The 17,837-nt window shown below is 40.2% G+C and carries 21 protein-coding genes and 2 pseudogenes; 14 read left to right on the forward strand and 9 right to left on the reverse strand.

Annotated elements, in window-relative coordinates:
• The first annotated feature begins 6 nt into the window (after positions 1-6).
• From ACFQ4X_RS04550 to ACFQ4X_RS04560, 3 genes and pseudogenes are all read left to right on the forward strand, one after another.
• On the forward strand, positions 7-189 hold the full coding sequence (locus tag ACFQ4X_RS04550; RefSeq protein ID WP_379833365.1) for a hypothetical protein: 183 nt from the start codon (positions 7-9) through the stop codon (positions 187-189).
• A gap of 15 nt (positions 190-204) precedes the next feature.
• Positions 205-522: pseudogene (locus ACFQ4X_RS04555) on the forward strand (redoxin domain-containing protein); the annotation flags it as partial.
• A 114-nt stretch (positions 523-636) separates the two neighbouring features.
• Complete coding sequence (locus ACFQ4X_RS04560; RefSeq protein ID WP_379833366.1) at positions 637-999, forward strand: cupredoxin domain-containing protein; 363 nt, start codon at positions 637-639, stop codon at positions 997-999.
• A 42-nt stretch (positions 1,000-1,041) separates the two neighbouring features.
• Here the strand turns inward: ACFQ4X_RS04560 and ACFQ4X_RS04565 are convergent, their stop codons facing one another.
• The 6 genes from ACFQ4X_RS04565 to ACFQ4X_RS04590 form a co-directional block, all read right to left on the reverse strand.
• Positions 1,042-1,767 (reverse strand): hypothetical protein, encoded by a 726-nt coding sequence (locus tag ACFQ4X_RS04565; RefSeq protein ID WP_379833367.1) that lies wholly within the window; start codon positions 1,765-1,767, stop codon positions 1,042-1,044.
• 15 nt (positions 1,768-1,782) lie between these two features.
• Entirely contained in the window at positions 1,783-2,070 is a 288-nt protein-coding gene (locus ACFQ4X_RS04570; RefSeq protein WP_379833368.1) for a hypothetical protein, read from the reverse strand.
• A 391-nt stretch (positions 2,071-2,461) separates the two neighbouring features.
• Positions 2,462-3,220 carry an IucA/IucC family C-terminal-domain containing protein gene (locus tag ACFQ4X_RS04575; RefSeq protein ID WP_379833369.1) on the reverse strand — a complete coding sequence of 253 codons (759 nt, stop codon included), beginning with the start codon at positions 3,218-3,220 and terminating at the stop codon, positions 2,462-2,464.
• Positions 3,195-4,013 carry an ABC transporter ATP-binding protein gene (locus ACFQ4X_RS04580; protein WP_379833370.1) on the reverse strand — a complete coding sequence of 273 codons (819 nt, stop codon included), beginning with the start codon at positions 4,011-4,013 and terminating at the stop codon, positions 3,195-3,197. The genes ACFQ4X_RS04575 and ACFQ4X_RS04580 overlap by 26 nt, the downstream gene beginning before the upstream one ends.
• 16 nt (positions 4,014-4,029) lie before the next feature.
• Positions 4,030-5,073 carry a FecCD family ABC transporter permease gene (locus ACFQ4X_RS04585; protein ID WP_379833371.1) on the reverse strand — a complete coding sequence of 348 codons (1,044 nt, stop codon included), beginning with the start codon at positions 5,071-5,073 and terminating at the stop codon, positions 4,030-4,032.
• The gene (locus ACFQ4X_RS04590; protein ID WP_379833372.1) at positions 5,070-6,080 is read right to left on the reverse strand and encodes a FecCD family ABC transporter permease; all 1,011 of its coding nucleotides are present in this window, start codon (positions 6,078-6,080) and stop codon (positions 5,070-5,072) included. Before ACFQ4X_RS04590 ends, ACFQ4X_RS04585 begins: the two co-directional genes overlap by 4 nt.
• 185 nt (positions 6,081-6,265) lie before the next feature.
• On the opposite strand from ACFQ4X_RS04590, the gene ACFQ4X_RS04595 reads away from it, so the two are divergent.
• The 6 genes from ACFQ4X_RS04595 (at position 6,266) to ACFQ4X_RS04620 (ending at position 11,162) form a co-directional block, all read left to right on the forward strand.
• The gene (locus ACFQ4X_RS04595; RefSeq protein ID WP_379833373.1) at positions 6,266-7,225 is read left to right on the forward strand and encodes an ABC transporter substrate-binding protein; all 960 of its coding nucleotides are present in this window, start codon (positions 6,266-6,268) and stop codon (positions 7,223-7,225) included.
• 346 nt (positions 7,226-7,571) lie between these two features.
• A complete protein-coding gene (locus ACFQ4X_RS04600) occupies positions 7,572-8,795 on the forward strand; it encodes an MFS transporter (RefSeq protein WP_379833374.1) in 1,224 nt (407 codons plus the stop codon).
• Positions 8,796-8,901: 106 nt separating this feature from the next.
• Entirely contained in the window at positions 8,902-9,324 is a 423-nt protein-coding gene (locus tag ACFQ4X_RS04605; protein WP_379833375.1) for a DUF1992 domain-containing protein, read from the forward strand.
• A gap of 11 nt (positions 9,325-9,335) precedes the next feature.
• Positions 9,336-9,710, forward strand: a complete 375-nt coding sequence (locus ACFQ4X_RS04610) for a cupin domain-containing protein (protein ID WP_379833376.1) — start codon at positions 9,336-9,338, stop codon at positions 9,708-9,710.
• 108 nt (positions 9,711-9,818) lie between these two features.
• Positions 9,819-10,754 (forward strand): magnesium transporter CorA family protein, encoded by a 936-nt coding sequence (locus ACFQ4X_RS04615; RefSeq protein ID WP_379833377.1) that lies wholly within the window; start codon positions 9,819-9,821, stop codon positions 10,752-10,754.
• 57 nt (positions 10,755-10,811) lie between these two features.
• The gene (locus ACFQ4X_RS04620; RefSeq protein ID WP_379833378.1) at positions 10,812-11,162 is read left to right on the forward strand and encodes a hydrolase; all 351 of its coding nucleotides are present in this window, start codon (positions 10,812-10,814) and stop codon (positions 11,160-11,162) included.
• A gap of 20 nt (positions 11,163-11,182) precedes the next feature.
• On the opposite strand, the gene ACFQ4X_RS04625 is transcribed toward ACFQ4X_RS04620, so the two are convergent.
• Positions 11,183-11,401 carry a hypothetical protein gene (locus tag ACFQ4X_RS04625; protein WP_379833379.1) on the reverse strand — a complete coding sequence of 73 codons (219 nt, stop codon included), beginning with the start codon at positions 11,399-11,401 and terminating at the stop codon, positions 11,183-11,185.
• Positions 11,402-11,447: 46 nt separating this feature from the next.
• Entirely contained in the window at positions 11,448-12,107 is a 660-nt protein-coding gene (locus ACFQ4X_RS04630) for a deoxynucleoside kinase (RefSeq protein WP_379837038.1), read from the reverse strand.
• A 277-nt stretch (positions 12,108-12,384) separates the two neighbouring features.
• Between ACFQ4X_RS04630 and ACFQ4X_RS04635 the strand changes: the two are divergent.
• From ACFQ4X_RS04635 to ACFQ4X_RS04645, 3 genes and pseudogenes are all read left to right on the forward strand, one after another.
• Positions 12,385-12,966 (forward strand): annotated as a pseudogene (locus ACFQ4X_RS04635) (DsbA family oxidoreductase); the annotation flags it as partial.
• Positions 12,967-13,636: 670 nt separating this feature from the next.
• Positions 13,637-14,860, forward strand: coding sequence for an MDR family MFS transporter (locus tag ACFQ4X_RS04640; protein ID WP_379833380.1), 1,224 nt, complete (start codon positions 13,637-13,639; stop codon positions 14,858-14,860).
• Between the two features lie 17 nt (positions 14,861-14,877).
• Positions 14,878-15,252 carry a VOC family protein gene (locus ACFQ4X_RS04645; RefSeq protein WP_379833381.1) on the forward strand — a complete coding sequence of 125 codons (375 nt, stop codon included), beginning with the start codon at positions 14,878-14,880 and terminating at the stop codon, positions 15,250-15,252.
• 102 nt (positions 15,253-15,354) lie between these two features.
• Here the strand turns inward: ACFQ4X_RS04645 and ACFQ4X_RS04650 are convergent, their stop codons facing one another.
• The gene (locus ACFQ4X_RS04650) at positions 15,355-15,690 is read right to left on the reverse strand and encodes a toprim domain-containing protein (RefSeq protein WP_379833382.1); all 336 of its coding nucleotides are present in this window, start codon (positions 15,688-15,690) and stop codon (positions 15,355-15,357) included.
• Positions 15,691-15,792: 102 nt separating this feature from the next.
• On the opposite strand from ACFQ4X_RS04650, the gene ACFQ4X_RS04655 reads away from it, so the two are divergent.
• Together ACFQ4X_RS04655 and ACFQ4X_RS04660 are read left to right on the forward strand one after the other, a co-directional pair.
• On the forward strand, positions 15,793-16,872 hold the full coding sequence (locus tag ACFQ4X_RS04655; RefSeq protein WP_379833383.1) for a hypothetical protein: 1,080 nt from the start codon (positions 15,793-15,795) through the stop codon (positions 16,870-16,872).
• Positions 16,873-17,365: 493 nt separating this feature from the next.
• Positions 17,366-17,827 carry a transporter gene (locus ACFQ4X_RS04660; protein WP_379833384.1) on the forward strand — a complete coding sequence of 154 codons (462 nt, stop codon included), beginning with the start codon at positions 17,366-17,368 and terminating at the stop codon, positions 17,825-17,827.
• The last annotated feature ends 10 nt before the right edge of the window (positions 17,828-17,837 follow it).

Raw genomic sequence — 17,837 nt, forward strand, 5'->3', positions numbered from 1 at the left:
ATTGCCTTGAAAAAGATACATAAATTATTTGCGATCTGTTTTGCAGTGATTTTAACACTGGCAGCTGCAGGCTGCGGGAATGACTCAAAGCTGAAAGAAGCGAAACTGGAAAACCAGAACGGTGAACCTGTAGCCGTATTTCCTTCAGACAAACCGTCATTAATTTTCTTATTTACAACAGCTGGCTGAGGACTCTGTCAAGCTCAGCTGGTTCAGCTGAAAGAAAATGTAGATATGTTTGAAGATATGGATGTTAATATCTATGCAGTGAGTTCTGATACGGTTGAACATTTGTCATCTCTTCATCAAGAAATGCAGCCGCCGTTCCCATTTTTGTCCGATCCTGAATTTAAATTGATCGACCATCTGGATATGAAAGGCGAAGGCGTAGCAAAACGCGGCTATGCATTAGTCGATAAAAAAGGAAAAGTGATATTTACGAAAGTAAACGACCACTGGGGAGAGCAGATCGACCAGACGTCGAAGGAAATTCATGAAGAATATAAAAAGATGGAAAAGTAGTCTGGTGAATATCACCAGGCTTTTTTCTTTGTGACATCTGTCACAGATTCTCCATACTAGATGCATTAAAATAGGGTTATAATTACATTAGAAAGAATCAAGGAGGCAATTTAGATGTTGAAAAAATCATTGTGGCTTGCGGCAATCGCAATTCTAGCTATCGGTATCCTGGCAGCTTGCGGTGGAGGTAAAGATAAAGAAGAAGGTTCTAAAAAAGCAGAAGAAACAGTAACGATCGAAGCGAAGAACTTTGAGTTTGATCAAAAAGAATACAAAATTCCAGCAAATAAAGATGTTGCTCTAAAATTAGAAAACGTTGACGGAAATCATGCCCTTATGATTGAAGGGGAAGATGTAAATATCGCAGGCGGATCGTCTGATGTTGTTAACTTAAAGCCAGGGGAATATACACTTCGCTGCAGCATTCCATGTGGAAGCGGACATGCAGATATGGTCTCAAAGCTTGTAGTTGAATAAAAAATTAAGCCCTCCGACTTGTGTTGGAGGGCTTTTTCGTATTTAAAACAGTGGCTGGATCCGTATAAGGTCTTTATTGTACGGTAGTTCTTTCATTGTTGAAGCCCATAAGTTCCCGAGCAGACGCGGCATCATCTGATCTGAGGGAATGGAACCATTGTTATCGAGAAAATAAGAAAAATATAACAAATACAGCCATGATGAAACTGGCATCAAAATATCATCCGCGAAATCACTGCTCTCTGTAATCGTAGCAAAAGAGTGAGATTCCCAGCCAGAAATAAAACGAGACCGTTTGCCATCAAGTTTTGACTCAATAAAATGCAGTGAATGAGCCACTTGAGGGTCATCATCTCCATCCGCATGGGCTAACCTAGACTGCATCTCTAAAGAAATTTCATCAAGTTTGCCTACTTCTGCAATCACATGGCATAATGCCTTATCGTAATGAGCATTCATAGGTACCCAATCATTCTTTTCTAATATCTCTACAAATGAAAGTTCTTCAGAAGGTATGTCCTTATAAGGAGGCCGGAATGTTTGTCTCCCATATTTAACGTTGTGCAAAGAATCTTTTACAAAATGAGCAGCAGCATACCATTGGTCGTTCTGATCTTTAAACAGCCGTTCCCCGGAAGAGAGGGAATAGGCGGTAAATAAGTCTTTTTTATTAAACTCATAATCAGGGAGCTTTTCCTGCGTCAAAGAATCAATAATCTGGTTGTCTGGGGCTTCTATTGCAGCTAGCACGAACGTATGAATGCGCAATAATGTCACGATCCTCTAATTTTTTATTTTGTGAATAGTATCCTTTACTCCAGCAAAACCTTCTTTTACAGCCAAAAAGCTGTTCTTCTTTTGATAGATATCATAACGAAGGTAATCTTTCTTTTCCTGCAGAAGCTGCTGCTGGGTTTTTACATCGTTCATGCGGGCAGTGATACTGTCTCCCGTACTTTTCATTTTTTGAACCGTAGTCATTGATTCCTTTAACGATTTGAATGCCGGTACCAAAAAGAAAACAGCAACACCTGCACAGGCCGCTAAAAATAGAAATAACCACATCATCATCAAACGCCTCCAATCATCTTTTCTTTACTAAAGTACCCGGAAATACACAAGAAAAAACAAAAAGCTCTTCTCTAAAAAATTTTAGCTTTTGGATCATTTTGTTCATTCTCTTCATTGACAAGATGATTGGAGTGCAAGGTGCGAGACTCCTGCGTGCCAGCCACCTGAATACTTCTTGCAAGGCATGCGACGAGGAACATGCCTCGTCAGGATTTGCTTGCAGACGCAGGAGCACATATACTTCTATGAAGGTGAGACCCCGGTAGGCTTGTTTAGCCTAGGGGGCTCACCGCACGCCCCGTGGAAAGCGAGCATCCTGTAACGGCTTAAAAGAACATCAAGTTTTTGCGAAAACAGCCAAAGAAAAAAACCGGGGCTATTTTGCCCGGTTTTATTTCTTGGGACATGTAGAACAGCAAGTCCCGTTTTCAGTTTTGTAATAAAGGCAGCACGTTTTGCGGACTTTCGTTGGTGCGCAGCCGGCAGGTGACATAAACCGGTGAAATGGATTCTTTGTTAATCCAAAATGATAAGCTTCAGCATCCATGAAAAATGCATAGTCTTCTTGAATGCGCTGTTTCACTTCATCTGGATGATCTTCACTAAGCCATGTTTCGTAAATCCAGCGTATGTAAATCCAAGCATTCTCCCATAGTGTTGCTTTAGAGATACGTGCTGATTTTGCCACGTGATTTAGCATCACTGAAATATTTTCTTTAAAAAGAGTTTCAATAACACTTGATCGCCAGTCTTCTCTGGATTCAGTAGAGAGCTGTGCAGAAGCATCTTTTAATGTAAATGATGGAAGCCACATGGTATCAGAGTTATGGTCGATTAAATATACGTTCTTAATATTCATGTCAAACGATTTATTTAACATAGTCATTCCGTACAGAGAAGAAGTAAGACTACAGAAAGCATAGCGTTTAAAAAATAACGAAGCCGTAACAGGACGCTTTTTAGACCCAATACGCGGACCTGTTTGATCCAAGTAATCCAGCAAGTTGTCTTCGTTCAATAACTGCTCTGCAGAGACCACAGCTTCATTCTTAAATGGGGCCAGAAAAGAGAAGCGGTAGTTTGAACTGATATGCTTTTTTTCATCTGCCGTCCATCCGTTAGACTTAGGCGTACTGAGGAGTATTGACATGTCGTACAACCCGCCCCTTTCCATATGGGATACACATTGGCGTTCCGAATACTGGATCCGGAATCACGGTACTGGACATCTGAAAGACATCTTCCACTAATTGTTCAGTCATGATTTCTTCAGGTGCACCTTGTGCGTAAACAGATTTATCTTGGATAGCTACAATATGGTGTGCATATCGGCAAGCTAAGTTCAAATCATGAAGTACCATCACTATTGTGCGCTTTTCCTTTTCGTTTAACTCGAATAAAAGATCAAGAATTTCTACCTGATGTGTCATATCCAAAAAGGTTGTTGGTTCATCCAGCAGAATTGTGTCAGTACCTTGTGCGAGTGTCATAGCAATCCAAGCACGCTGGCGCTGTCCGCCTGAAAGAGAGTCAACAGGTGTTTCCATAAAAGGCAGCAGATTTGTTGCTCTTAAAGCATTCATTACCGCTTTTTCATCTTCTGGAGACCATTGGTGAAGCCAAGACTGATAAGGAAAACGACCTTGTTTCACGAGCTGCAGAACAGTCAATCCTTCAGGTGCTACTGGACCCTGAGGAAGGATGGCAAGTTCTTTTGCTACTTGTTTTGTGGAGCGTTTTGCAATGTCTTTTCCGTTTAACAGCACGTTGCCTGATTTCGGATTTAAAAGACGTGCCATAGATCTTAACAGGGTGGATTTCCCGCATCCGTTGCTTCCGATAAAGACGGTGATTTTACCTTTTGGAATCTGCAGGTTCAATCCATCGATGATCGGTTCTTTTCCGTAAGCTAACGTAAGGTTTGAGGTTGTTAATACAGCCATCTGTTATCCACTCCTGTTATTGGTTTTTAAATAAAAGATAAATGAAATACGGAGCACCGATTGCTGCTGTGAAAACACCAGCCGGCACCTCTAATGGTGAGAAAAGAGTTCTGCCAGCTAAGTCTGCTAACACAACCATGATTCCGCCGATTAATGCTGAAGCAGGGAACAATCCGCCGAAGGATGATCCAGTGATTCTTCTGGCGATATGCGGCCCGATTAATCCGACAAATCCCATTGCTCCTGCAAAGGCGACAGCAGATCCAGCTAAAGCTGTACATACCATTAAAAGCATGAAGCGTTCACGGTGGACCGAAATTCCTGCACCAGTTGTAAGGTCATCGCCAAAACCTTGAATGTTCAATCGTCTTACAAGAAGTAAAAGAATCGGTATCATTCCTAAAAACCAGGGAAGCATCGCCTTTACTTCTTTCCATGAGGTGCCGTATACCGTTCCGGTCAGCCAGACAGTAGCCTGGCTTGCACGGTAGATTGGCCCAATCAGCATCATTAATGTTGTTAATGCTTGAAAGAGAGCCATCAGCCCGATTCCGATCAAAATGAGTCTTATTGGCGTAACGCCGTCTTTCCAAGCTAATCCGTATATTAAAAAGGCAACGATTGTCGCCCCTGCAAAAGCAAACAAAGGCAAATAATTAATACTTAATAACAAGTTGTTGCTGTCGTCACTGAACATGGTTAAAAATGCAACTGCGGCAAATCCAGCTCCGCCTGTTATTCCAATCATGTCGGGTGAGGCGAGGGGATTTCTGATCACCCCTTGCAGGATAGCCCCTGATAGTGCGAGGGACGCGCCAGCAATAAATGCAACCAGTACTCTCGGAAGTCTAAACTCAGTTATGATCAGCTGATTCATTTCAAGTCCTGATCCAATTAACGCTGCAAAGACATCGAATGGAGCGATGTATAGTTCACCGACGCCTATACTGACCAACATTGAAAAGAGAGCAAGCAAAGTTAAAACTAAAATCGCAAATGTTGTTTTTTTATCAATTAAGTAAGAAAATGATCTTCGCTGTATAACCCAATACTTTCTCATCTTTGAAATATTCCTTTACGAACAATATAAATAAAGAACGGTGTACCGAGTAAAGCGGTAACTACTCCAACAGGAGCTTCCTCTGGCATAATGATATAACGTGCCCCAATGTCTGCAAGTACAAGCATGATTCCGCCAGTGAGCGCTGAAAAAGGGACAATCCATCGATGATCGCTGCCGACTAAATATCTAGCAAAATGCGGAACTACTATTCCTATAAAGCTGATCGGTCCTGCAATAGCAACCGAACCTCCAGCAAGGAGAACAACCATTAGTGCAGCAGCAAATTTAAAGATCATCGTTTTTTGCCCCAAGCTTACTGCGACGTCTTCACCTAAAGCAAAAGCATTCAACTGGCGCGATAGTAGCATGGAAACAACCCAGGCAATTAACAGTGCCGGCATAACTGCTGCAAGCATGGAAAGCTTTCTTCCTTCTACTGAACCTGCCAGCCAAAACAAAACTTCATCAAGTGCTTTTTCATTTGTTACCAGCATTCCTTGTGTAAGGGAAGCAAAAAGTGCTGCCATAACCGCTCCAGCCAATGTCAGTTTAACAGGTGTTAAACCGCCTCTTCCTGCAGATCCAAGTGCGTATGCAAGTCCGGATGCTACTGCAGCTCCCAGAAAACCGATCCACATGAATTGCTGAATGGAAGTGATGCCTAAGAAAGTAACACCAAATACAATGAAAAATCCTGCACCGGCATTTACCCCGAAAATATCAGGAGATGCGATTGGATTGCGGGTAAGGGCTTGCATAAGTACGCCTGCAATTCCTAAACTGATTCCTACAGCCATTCCGACGAGTGCACGAGGAACTCGGGAAAGCTGAATGATTAAATGTTCATTTGAGCCGTTAAATGCGGTGTATGCTTCAATTGCCATTGATAGCGACGTATCTGTGTAACCTAATACAACACTCAATACCATCACGATAAAAGCTATGAATACCCCTATGATTAATGCGGCTGTTCTTATTTTATTACCTTGTAATATTCCGTTCATCAGAGCCTCTTTTAATAATGAAAAATATTCTCATTTACAGTTTAAAAGTAAAATAGGTATCTGTCAATGACTTTGAAAATCATTATCAATTGGTTATTGACAACGTATACATCCTCGTATTATGATACGAATTGTAATTGATTCTCATTATCATTTACACAATAGAAAAGGGGAGAGACAACAGAATGAAAAAGACTACATACAAATGGCTTGCTCTTGCGGCCGTACTTACATTAATGCTTGCATTAGCAGCATGCGGCGGAAAAGACAAAGCGAAAGAGGAAGAAAAATCAGGCGGATCTGATTCTTCATATAAAGTAGAACACGCAATGGGCACAACAGAAGTTAAGAGCAACAAGCGTGTTGTTGTTCTGACAAACGAAGGTACAGAAGCAGTTCTAGCACTTGGCGTAAAACCAGTTGGAGCCGTTAAGTCATGGTTAGGCGATCCTTGGTATGACCACATTAAGGACGATATGGAAGGCGTTGAAGTTGTAGGTGACGAGAGTGCGGTTAACGTTGAGAAAATCGCTGCTTTAAAACCAGATTTAATTATCGGTAACAAAATGCGTCAAGAAAAGCAATACGATGAGCTTAATCAAATCGCACCAACTGTATTTGCAGAAGATCTTCGCGGTGACTGGAAGATTAACTTCGAATTATATTCAAAAGCCTTAAATAAAGAAGAAAATGGGAAAGAAGTATTAGCTGCATTCGATAAGCGTATCGAAGATTTTAAAGCAGAAGCTGGCGACAAGCTGAAAACTGAAGTATCTATGGTACGTTTCATGCCTGGTAAGTCTCGTATCTACCACCAAGATTCTTTCTCTGGTGTAATCCTTAAGCAGATCGGATTTGCTCGTCCTGGAGACCAAAACAACCCTGACTTCGCAGAAGAAGTAACACAAGAACGCATACCTGATATGGATGGCGACATGCTGTTCTACTTCACATATGAAACTGGAGATGGGAAAGCAACTGAAACTGAAAAAGAGTGGACAAACAACCCGCTTTGGAAGAACCTTGGAGCTGTAAAAGAAGGAAATGCACATAAAGTAAGTGATGCGATCTGGAACACAGCTGGCGGGGTAAAAGCTGCTAACCTTATGATTGACGATCTTGAGAAGTACTTTTTAGAAAAATAATAACCAAACATAGAGGGAGCAAATCTGCTTCCTCTATTCTTTTAGTTCTTTTCTAAAAGATTGTTGCTATTTAGTATCTTGTAACTTTTCTTCATTGACAAGTTGATTGGAGTGCAAGGTGCGAGACTCCTGCGGGATTAGCGGGACAGGTGAGACTTCTAATGGTGCAAAGCGCCAAGAAGGCTCACCGCACGCCCCGCGGAAAGCGAGCGCCTGGAGCGGAAATCAACCACTTACTTATTTTTGTATTACGAATTAATGAAAAATATTAAATCAATGATCGTTTTCCTGTCTGAATTTTCCTATAATGAGTTTAGATAGAAAAAAGGTCAGGAGATTAATTGACATGAAGCTCTCAGGGGAGATTTTTCGTAAGAGAAGTTTTTTATATTTCTGGTTTAGTTCGATCTTAACAGCTATGGGCGACAGTATTTTTATGATCACTTTAATGTGGCTGCTCGTTCAGATTTCAGGCTCACCAGTCATTGTTGGTACGTACATACTGCTTGTTACGCTCACGAAATTCTCATTTGTTCTATTTGGGGGAGCAATAGTAGACCGGTTCTCAGTAAAAAGACTGCTGATTGGATCGGCTATTGGAAGAGGAAGTATTTTGCTGCTCCTGTTTGCTGTCATTGCAGCAGGCGATCCTTCCATTTATTTCTTTTATATAACAGGTGTACTCTTCGGATTGATTGATGCTGTAAGTGAGCCTGCAGGCATAACCTTCAGGACCCGGCTCGTCCCAGAAAAGCATTACACACAGTCAATGAGCCTTCTAATGATGGCTGGTCAGGCAGCAAGTGTTGTCGGTCCAGCTCTTGGCGCACTGCTTTATGCAATGTACGGAGCTAAAATAGCGTTCTTGTTAAATGGTGTTGCATTCTTCACAGCTGCTGGCTTATTTATTTTTATTAGAGTTATTGACGAGGAGTCAGAAGAAAAAACAACTTCCTTTTTTGCTGGAATTAAAGAAGGATTTTTGTTCTTCGTTGGTGCTCCTGTTCTTGCCACAATGGCAGTCTTCGCTTTTTTTGCAAATGCAGCGGTGGGTGCTGTCATGGTAAGTCTTCCTTTTTTAATGAAGGATTTAGATTTCGGAATAAAAGGATATGGATGGGCTCATACGTCACTTGCGGTTGGAAGTGTTGTGGCTGCAGTAATGTTCTCTTTATTTGTGATTCATAAACCTAAGCCTTATATGACGTTATTAACTTGTTTCCTTCAAGGTGCAAGCATATTCCTAATCGGTTTCTTTTCAAAAGAGCTGGCTGTTCTTCTGTTTTTGCTTGCTCTGGTCGGTTTTCTTGAAGCAGCCGTTAATGTTATCGCTCCAAGCGTAAATCATGCTTTAATTCCGCCAAAGCTGTTCGGGCGGGTGATAGGAATCATGGTAATTATTATGGGGATTTCTGAACCCATTGCAGCAGGAACCGCGGGACTTCTCATTGAAAAGATAGGAGCAGCAGATGTATTTGTGTGGGGAGGTTCTATGGAGATGGTAGTTGCTTTACTCGTATTCTCACTTCCTTTCATCAGAAATTTTAAAGGTAATGAAAAGAGTTCGTAATTTTTTCACAATTCCGCTACTAATCTGACATAACTTTCACAAGGCAAATGGATAAGTTTACATAAAATATATAGTAGAAGTAAATTTATTCCTGGAGGTTTTTACGATGAATAAAAAACCGTCATATGAAAAGGAACTGCAGAAGCGCGAAATTTTAATGAAGGACGAGCAGACAAACGCCTGGTATTATGAAGACCATATCACAGCAATCGTTAACCGTGCCCGAAAGGAAGGGGCTTTTGACAATCTGGAAGGTATGGGTAAACCGCTTAATATTGATGAAGATCTCGTTTACAATCCTGAAAAACGTCTGCACAAAGTAATGAAAGATAATAATGTTTTGCCGAATTGGGTGAAACTTGGCAAAGAGATAGACGTATTAAAAGAAGAGCTAAAATCGTACACGGTGGAATATAACATCAAAAAAACAGTTGAGTCCATTAACCAAAAAGTGTTTCAGCATAACTTAACATGTCCGCCAACTGCACAGCGGATGAAAGTGAATCTGGAGGACGTTTTGAAGAAGTAATTGGAGGATGTATGTCTAAAATAAGCACGTTAAATGCTGAACATTATCAATGGGGAAATGCCTGTGACGGATGGCATCTCCTCAAACAGAATGATCTTAGTATCATCCATGAAAAAATGCCTCCGCAAACAGCAGAGGTTAGACATTACCATGTGTTCTCTCGTCAATTTTTCTTTATTTTAAATGGTGAAATTGTAATCGAAAAAGATGGAGAAGAATGCGTGCTGAGTACTCATCAAGGAATAGAAATCACTGCAGGCACACCTCATCAAGTACGGAACGAAAGCGAAGTACCTGCTGAGTTTCTCGTAACATCCCAGCCTCCTGCACATGGTGATCGTGTCGTCGTTAAAAAAGTGAAAAGCATCAGTCATGTGACCCTTTAGTATTTATTGCTATAGGGTCTTTTTCTATGGCTGATTTCGTAAACATTGTTGCTATTAAGATTCGATTCGAAGGGAAAGCTACTGAAAAAATGGACTGGAGCAGATGTTATGCTGAAATACAAAAAAACCACGAACGAAACTGTCCGGCTCAAGCATTTTGAAGTTCCTGATCAGGATGAAACAATTTGGATATTTTATGATTCTCCTGAAGAAATGCAAAAAGACTCTATTCTCGAAAAAGTTGAACTTCATCATCTTGCAGCTTCTGCATTTACCAGCTTTTCAGAACATCCGAGTATTAACGTGTATGCAAAACACGCTGTTGTTTCTACCTTTTATTTAGAAACGGAAAGTCTTGAACCGATCAGGATCAACCTTTTAATTGGAGAACAATATTTGATAGTCCTGTCAGAACGAAAGATACCGTTTAGAGAAGCGCTCGTAAAGGACTTTAAAGAAAATCCGGAGCATATGCAGCACGTCAGCTATATGCTTTATTATTTCATGAAGGATATCGTGAATTCTTATTTAGAAGTGGTGGATCAGCTTTCTAATGAATTTTTAGAACTGGAAAAAAGTGTGTTTGTTGATCCGTTAAAACGTGAGATCGGGCATAAAGTGTACCGCTGGAAGTCCCGACTGCACAAACTAAGACAATATGTAGAGGCAGAAGAGAGTGTCATACAAAAGATGGGGCATGATGATTTTGAATATGCCAATGAGGAGTCGGGGTTTTATTTCAAGGATTTACTCTCTGCTTTCTCAAGAGTGACAACCGCATTTGACAGTTTTAAAGAGAATTTAAAGGGTGTTCTAGATCTTCAGATGTCATTAAAATCGGATCACATGAACCGCATAATGAAGACTCTTACCCTTGTGAGTGCAGTCTTTGTACCACTCACATTTATCGCAGGTTTATATGGAATGAACTTTGAATATATTCCTGAACTGAAATGGCGTTACGGCTATTTCTATGTTTTAACGCTTTGTTTTGCTTTAGCTGTAATGATTATGGGTTATTTTAAGAAAAAAAGATGGTGGTAAACGTTACATAAAAATCGGTATGTGGCGGAAAATAAATAAAAAAGGAGGACGTCACCCTTGGAGAAAAGACCTTATTATGTGAACGTTGAGAGCGGAGAAATTTTGCCGATAAAAACAGCGTCAACTTTTCAGTTTGAGATATCAGCTTCAGATGAAGATGTAAGAAAACTCGCAAAAAAGTTTAGTGAGCTGGATAGTACAGCAAATGATACATTTGTGAGAACACATTTACCCTATGTACCCTACTCGAATGACTCTGACAATGACAGATATGATCAAAAATTAAAAGAAGCTTATCAAATCATCCATGATCTCGGTCAAGAAGAAACCAGACAATTTATTGAAACGATGAGCTTTTGGAATCCGGAAAAACCGCAAGACCTAGAAAAAAGGCCGAAAGACGAATAGTCTCCAGGCCTTTTCTTTTATTAATAAACGAAGAATGCGATGTAAACAATGACAATAACTACTACTGTAAACCCGATGTACGTTATAAACACAGGGTTAAGAACCGCTGGATGTCTTGAAACTGCAGGGTTTACTTCGTCTTCAGTGTAGACTTTTTGTTTCTTTGCAACTTTCATTGTCCACCATAATCCAGCAACAACTACAGGGACAGCCATTGAGATAAAGAATAGTGTAAACAAAATGTTCACTCCTTAAAGCTTGATTGTCCATATAGTGTTTGTGGATTTAGCGGGTTTCATGCATAACAGCAGAACGTTGATCAAGCGAGTCGAGACGCTGAAGCTCATTATTAACGAGTGCCATAATTTTATCCTGATCATTCTTGTCAAAGATATTATATTGGTCACTCTCGATCATCAATACAGGAGTTTTATCGTATGCTTTGATCCAATCTTTATATTTCGCATGAAGAGTTTTGTAATAGGCTAGAAGTTCGGGATTTTCTTCGATCTGCTCATATGAACGCCCTCTTTGTTTAATGCGGTTTAAAACGGTATCCAGATCACTGTCTAAATATATGAGCAGGTCCTGACGTGACTTTGGTGTTTTGTCAATTTCGTTCATCATCGTTTCAAGCAGATCTTTATACGTATCAAATTCAAGCTGTGTCATATTGCCGGAATCAAAGTTCAGTTCTGCAAAAATCAGATCTTCATAGAGACTGCGGTCCAGTACGTTATCTGGACTTGTTCTAGCTTGGCGAATCGTTTTAAAACGTGTGTTTAGAAAATAAATCTGAAGCGGGAAAGCCCATCGCTTCGGGTTTTTGTAATAATCGGGTAAAATAGGGTTATCAACGACGCTTTCGTAAAAAATCTCGCTGCTTAGCTGTTCGCTCAGAAATTCAGCATACGTAGATTTGCCCGTTCCGATCATACCTGCCATTAAAATCACGGTATATCCTCCTAAAATGAAATGCTAAAACACATTGATGTTATAGCGAAGAGTGGTTCATATGTATGTAAATCAATATATGGTATGTATGGCTTGTAAGCCCTTCTAAATATATCACGGAATACAAAAGGTGAACAGAGGGTGTTTGTCGGAATATGGGGAATTACGCATAAAGTTTATATACAAGATATAAAAAGCAATGAGAGGAGATAAGGATATGACTATTAAAATCAGAGTTTATTCAGATTTCGTTTGACCATATTGTTTTTTAGCGGAGGCTCCGCTACTAGAAGCAACAAAGGATAAAGATGTTGAAGTGGAATGGATGCCATTTGAATTGCGCCCCTATCCAGAGGAGACTTTAATGCCTGAAGGAAATTACATTCAGCGTGCCTGGCAGGAATCTGTCCTTCCGCTTGCACAAAAAATGGGAGTAAATATGATTCTGCCAGAAGTTTCACCTCAACCTCATACACATTTGGCACATGAAGGACTTCTGTTTTCAAAAAGGCATAATAAAGAGAAAGAATATGCACATCGTGTTTTTACCAGTTTCTATCAAGAAGGTAAAGACATTGGACAGATTGAGGTACTTCGCAGCATCGCTGAAGAGGTTGGACTCGACGGAGAATCGTTTGAGCAGGCACTTACTACCCGTGAATTCAGCAGCGAGAGAGAAGAATACTTACGGCAAGCGTTTGAAGAGGTGCAAATTAAAGCTGTTCCAACTATGTTTATCGGCGACAGAGCCTTAAAAGGGCTGCACCCGCAGGCAAACATTGAACGTGCTCTAAGAGGAGCGATCCGGGACGAGAAAATGGAATTTTGTGAAGGCGACGAATGTGAATAAAGAACAGAAAAAAGAGCGCTTAGAAGGATGTCCTTCTTTGCGCTCTTTCTCGTTCTTAACAATGAAAAAAGGGGGTTGTTGATAGGGATGTCTATAATATAGCAAGACTCATAAAATTTATGAGGAATATGTGATTTTTTTGATAAAAGTTATCACTTTGTGACAAAGTCGCGTTGACGGACTAAAGAAAAGGGTTTTACTCTATAAAAAATCTCGCAAACCTTGTTGTTTTTGAAAGTAGTTGATTTCCGTTCCAGGTCGCTCGCTTTCCGCGGGGCGTGCGGTGAAACATGTAAGCATGTAAGATGTCATATTCAAGGAAGTATGTGTGCTCCTGCGTCTAACAGATATCCTATCGAAGTGGGCTTCCTCGTCGCATGCCTTACAAGAAGAATACTCGAGTAGTTGGCACGCACCTTTCACTTCAATCAATTTATCAATGAAGTGAAAGGAAAAATGACATAAGCAATGATATTTTAGAAAAGAACCTTTAAAAAAACAAAAAGAAAAAAGCCCATGTAAGGGGAGGGCTTTTTTCCGGGAAAGGGGGGTACACCTATATCAGACGAATCAAAAAAAAGAAAGTTTCAAAAAATGTAAATATTCTTTTCTATCTTTTTTAAAAAAGTGATAAAGTTATAAAACAGAAAAGATGAGAGAAGGAATGGAGATGAACGGATTTTTTTCAAAATGGCATCCAGCTGTCATCGTAATCGTAACGGGAACGCTTTTTACACGGGCAGCATTTTTCATGACAATGCCATTTTTAGCGATTTATTTGTACAGTGAAAAAGGAATAGAACCTGCTATAGTGGGATTGATTATCGGTGTCAGTGCACTTACAGGAACCTTTGGGGGATTCTTTGGAGGTTATCTCTCTGACCGCATTGGAAGGATTCCTGTTATGACAGCTGCCATTTTAACATGGAGTGCTGTCTTTGCCGGGTTCGCGATTGCCGAACATGTCTGGCACTTCTTCTTGCTGAATATGTTAAACGGTCTCTGCCGATCATGGTTTGAACCGATTTCAAGAGCATTGCTTGCAGATGTTACTACGAAGGAAAATCGACTTCGCGTTTTCAATGCCCGCTATTTTGCTATCAATGTAGGAGCAGCGATCGGACCTGTTGCCGGGACTCACCTTGGCACAAGTTCTTCAACTGGAGCATTCTATATTACTGCTGCTGCGTATCTGGTATACGGGCTCTTAATTATCGTTACGCTAAAAGGTTATTCAGCAGAACTAAAAGCCGGTGAAGAAAGAAAGTTCTCCATCAAATCTGCACTGACTGTCTTGTCAAAAGATAGAGTCTTGGCTTTTTTTCTAATAGGAAACACAATAGTGATGATGGCACAGTCACAAATGGATACAACATTAGCGCAATATATAGGGAATGCCCCGCAATTTGAGAATGGTGTGAAGCTTTTTGCGTATCTTGTGGTTACAAATGCCGTAACGGTGCTAATATTACAGTTTCCGGTTACGAACTATGTTAAACGGTTTCAGCCGATGAACGCACTTCGCTTTGGAAGCATTGCCTTTAGTCTTGCTTTACTTGGATTTGGGTTATCAACTAACTGGATCTTCCTCGTAATAAGCATGGTGTTGCTAACTGTAGGAGAAATAATCGTTTTCGTAATGAGTGACGTTTTATTAGACGACCTGGCTCCAGACCATATGAGAGGTACATATTTTGGAGCGATGTCATTTCGCTCGATCGGATTCAGCGCAGGACCATGGATTGGCGGTCTCCTTTTAAGTACGTTCGGTTTTGAACATGGGTTCTATGTATTTGGGAGCTTGACGCTAATCTCATTATTGTCTCTGCCATTTTTTCAATATGGGGAAGCTATTCGAAAGAACTTAGCAGTTGAACATTCTGTTTCAACTTAAGAGAGGAGTTTACACACATGATTACAGGAATTGAACATACGGGAATTATGGTAACGAACATGGAAAAATCGCTTTCGTTTTATACGGAAATTTTAGGATTAAAGCTGCTGGACCGTTTTGATCATACAAGCGTCCCAGTGGAACTTGCTTTTTTAGGATTAGAAGAAAAGGTGCTTGTTGAACTGATATCTGGTTATCCGGGAGAAGTAACGAATGAGGGGAAAGTTCACCATCTTGCTTTCTCTGTCACAAACATCGAAGAAAAGTTCGAGATATTAAAGGAAAAAGGGGTTCAGCTTAAAGACAAAGAAATCACAGAACTGCCAAACGGAAAATACTTTTTCTTTTACGGCCCTGATGAAGAGTCGCTTGAATTCTTTGAAAGAAAATAAAATGGAGGCTGCGGAGAAATTCTCTGCAGTCTCTTTTTTAATTTTTTGTAAAGGTTATTGAGTTTTAGAAGGAAGGTATTCGAGCAGAGAGAATTCTTCAGTTTAAATACCAGGAAGTGTTTCCTTTAAATATTGATTAGAACAGTATTCGACTCCGTACTTGTAGCGTCGTTCTCTTACATTTCTAGCTTTTTTAGGATCGATGGGAATACGTTTTATTTCTGGATAAGCCTCCATAATCTTTTGCGCAATTTTGTCTCCAGGTTCATCAGGATCTGTTAAAACGTACACCTCGTTACATATAATCAATGCTTCTTCAATCGCTCTTCTTTCTTTATGACGAAATGAAATGCCATTCAATATAACGAAATGAGCATGTGGATCGACACTTTGTACTCTCAGTTGATCACTTTTGCCTTCAACAATGTATCCGGTCATAGCGCCTCCTGTAAAACTTGGATTCACTATGATTTTATGGAGTGCATATTGATAATAGTACAACTTCTAGAAAATTACTCATAAAAAAGGGGATTATACATTTTGAACAGGCTTTATCTCATCACGAAAACATTTTGTTACTGCTTATGTTTGGTATTATTGCTCTATGGTTTGTTTCTTCTGACAGATAAATTATTTGGATTATTGCTAGGTGTGATCTTGATCGTTTCAAGTATAAAATTTTTTCTGGCAAAGAGGTTCACTAAATCTAAAGCTGAAAGAATCAGCTTTTTATGCATTGTTATAACCGTTGTTTTATCCTCTGTTCTTTTTTCTTCATTCAATTTTTTCCTTCATCATACTTTAACTCAAGATTTACCTGCACGAGCCAAAAATCAATTTTATACGAAATCACTTTTTTATGATAATCAATTCTTATTTAAGAGAATTGGTTTCCTTAAAAAGCTCAGCGTAAAATCGTCAAAAGAGGCGGTTGTATTCTATAGACCGGGAGATGAGCACTTCGCAAACCTCGCCATACAGCATATCCGAAAAGTGATCACAATGAATGAAAAGTTGATTGATGTCCATCAACCAGTTCCGGTTACGGTCATTCTATATCGAAATCCGGAGAATTTTCAAAATCAATTACCCGTTCATTCCTATGAAAATTTACATGGCATGTATGTTCCGACAGAAGAAACGATACATCTTTTAGTTACTCAGATAATGGAGGAAAATGATGAACACTTTTTAGAACTAACCGCTCATGAGTATACCCATCATTGGATTGTAAGCTATCTAGGACAAAAGGGTCTTGTTAACGGGCATTTGCCTCGATGGTTTGAAGAAGGAATAGCTGAATATGTTGGATGGGCAAGTATAGAAAAGACCCCTAAGTTTATGCCGCTTAATTTCATTCCTTTTAAAAGAATTCAAAGTGTTAGTGAGTGGGCAAATGAAAATCGCAGAAATTCTCCGCATCTTCCATACCGCCAAAGCTATTATGCGATAGATCAACTAATAAGAGACGGCAATCATTCAAAAATTAAGAGTTTACTGCTGGATAACGAGGAAAACTTCTATCGAACGTTCCAAAATGAGCTCGCAGAATCCATAGTAGAATTTGAGGTGCGGTTTTTAAGGGATGAAATGAGAGAATACAGAGAGAACACAGATTGAAAGAGACAAAAATGGAGTATGGGTGCAGGAAATTGAATTCAATCCAAATAAAATCTCTATTAATCCACGAGAATTGGTCATGAGTCCAAAAGTACTAGCATTTTATCCACGAGTTTTGGTCACACACACATCCACGAGTCTGCAATCCTCGACAAATTTCGTTAGGCAATCCCCTGTACTATCCCAAACAACCTCATAAAAAAAGACCCAGTGAATATGGGTCATTTTATTATCTACTTTTAAGTTTTCGTTTAATGATTGGCAGCAATCTCTTTTTTCCTTGCTTAATTAAATAGGCAACCGCCATACCCTTTATGCCTTTACTAATGCGTCCCATTATATCAGCCTCCTTAAAAAAACATAGGTGTTTCATGTAATATACCCTAAACAATAGAACGGCAATCCTATTTATTTGGAATTACGGGATACTTGTCTATACGTACGGGTTAATAGATGAATAAACTAAATCGAGCACAAACAATATATACAGGAGATGAATATTTTGACGCAAAGATATTTTCCTTTCTTTCCGGGTCAAGGCGGAGGTCAAGGCGGGGGCCAAGGGTTTGGACCACCAGGCGGCGGTCAGGGATTCGGACCACCGAGTGGACCTCCTCCGGGTGGACCAGGCGGAAAAGGACCAGGCGGCGGTGGGAGCGGCGGAATGGCCCCTACATCAGCACCACCAGGTTTTACTCCTTCACAATCACAAGCATACAGCTTTGGTGGTGGCGGAGGCGGCGGAGGCCAGTTTGGTGCCTATGCAGTTGATCCAGGAGCAATCAGACCTTGTCTGTATCAATTCATTTACATTTGGCCATCATGGGGCCCTGGTTTCTGGGCCTGGCTTACATTTGTAGGCAGACGTTCTGTTGCAGGTTTCCGCTGGAACGGGCGCAGATGGGTATACTTCGGGATGGACACTCGTCAGATCAATTCGTTTTATTGCTTTTAAAAAAGCCGCC

Source organism: Fictibacillus halophilus (assembly GCF_042680145.1).
In the GTDB taxonomy this organism is placed as follows: Bacteria; Bacillota; Bacilli; order Bacillales; family Fictibacillaceae; genus Fictibacillus; species Fictibacillus halophilus_A.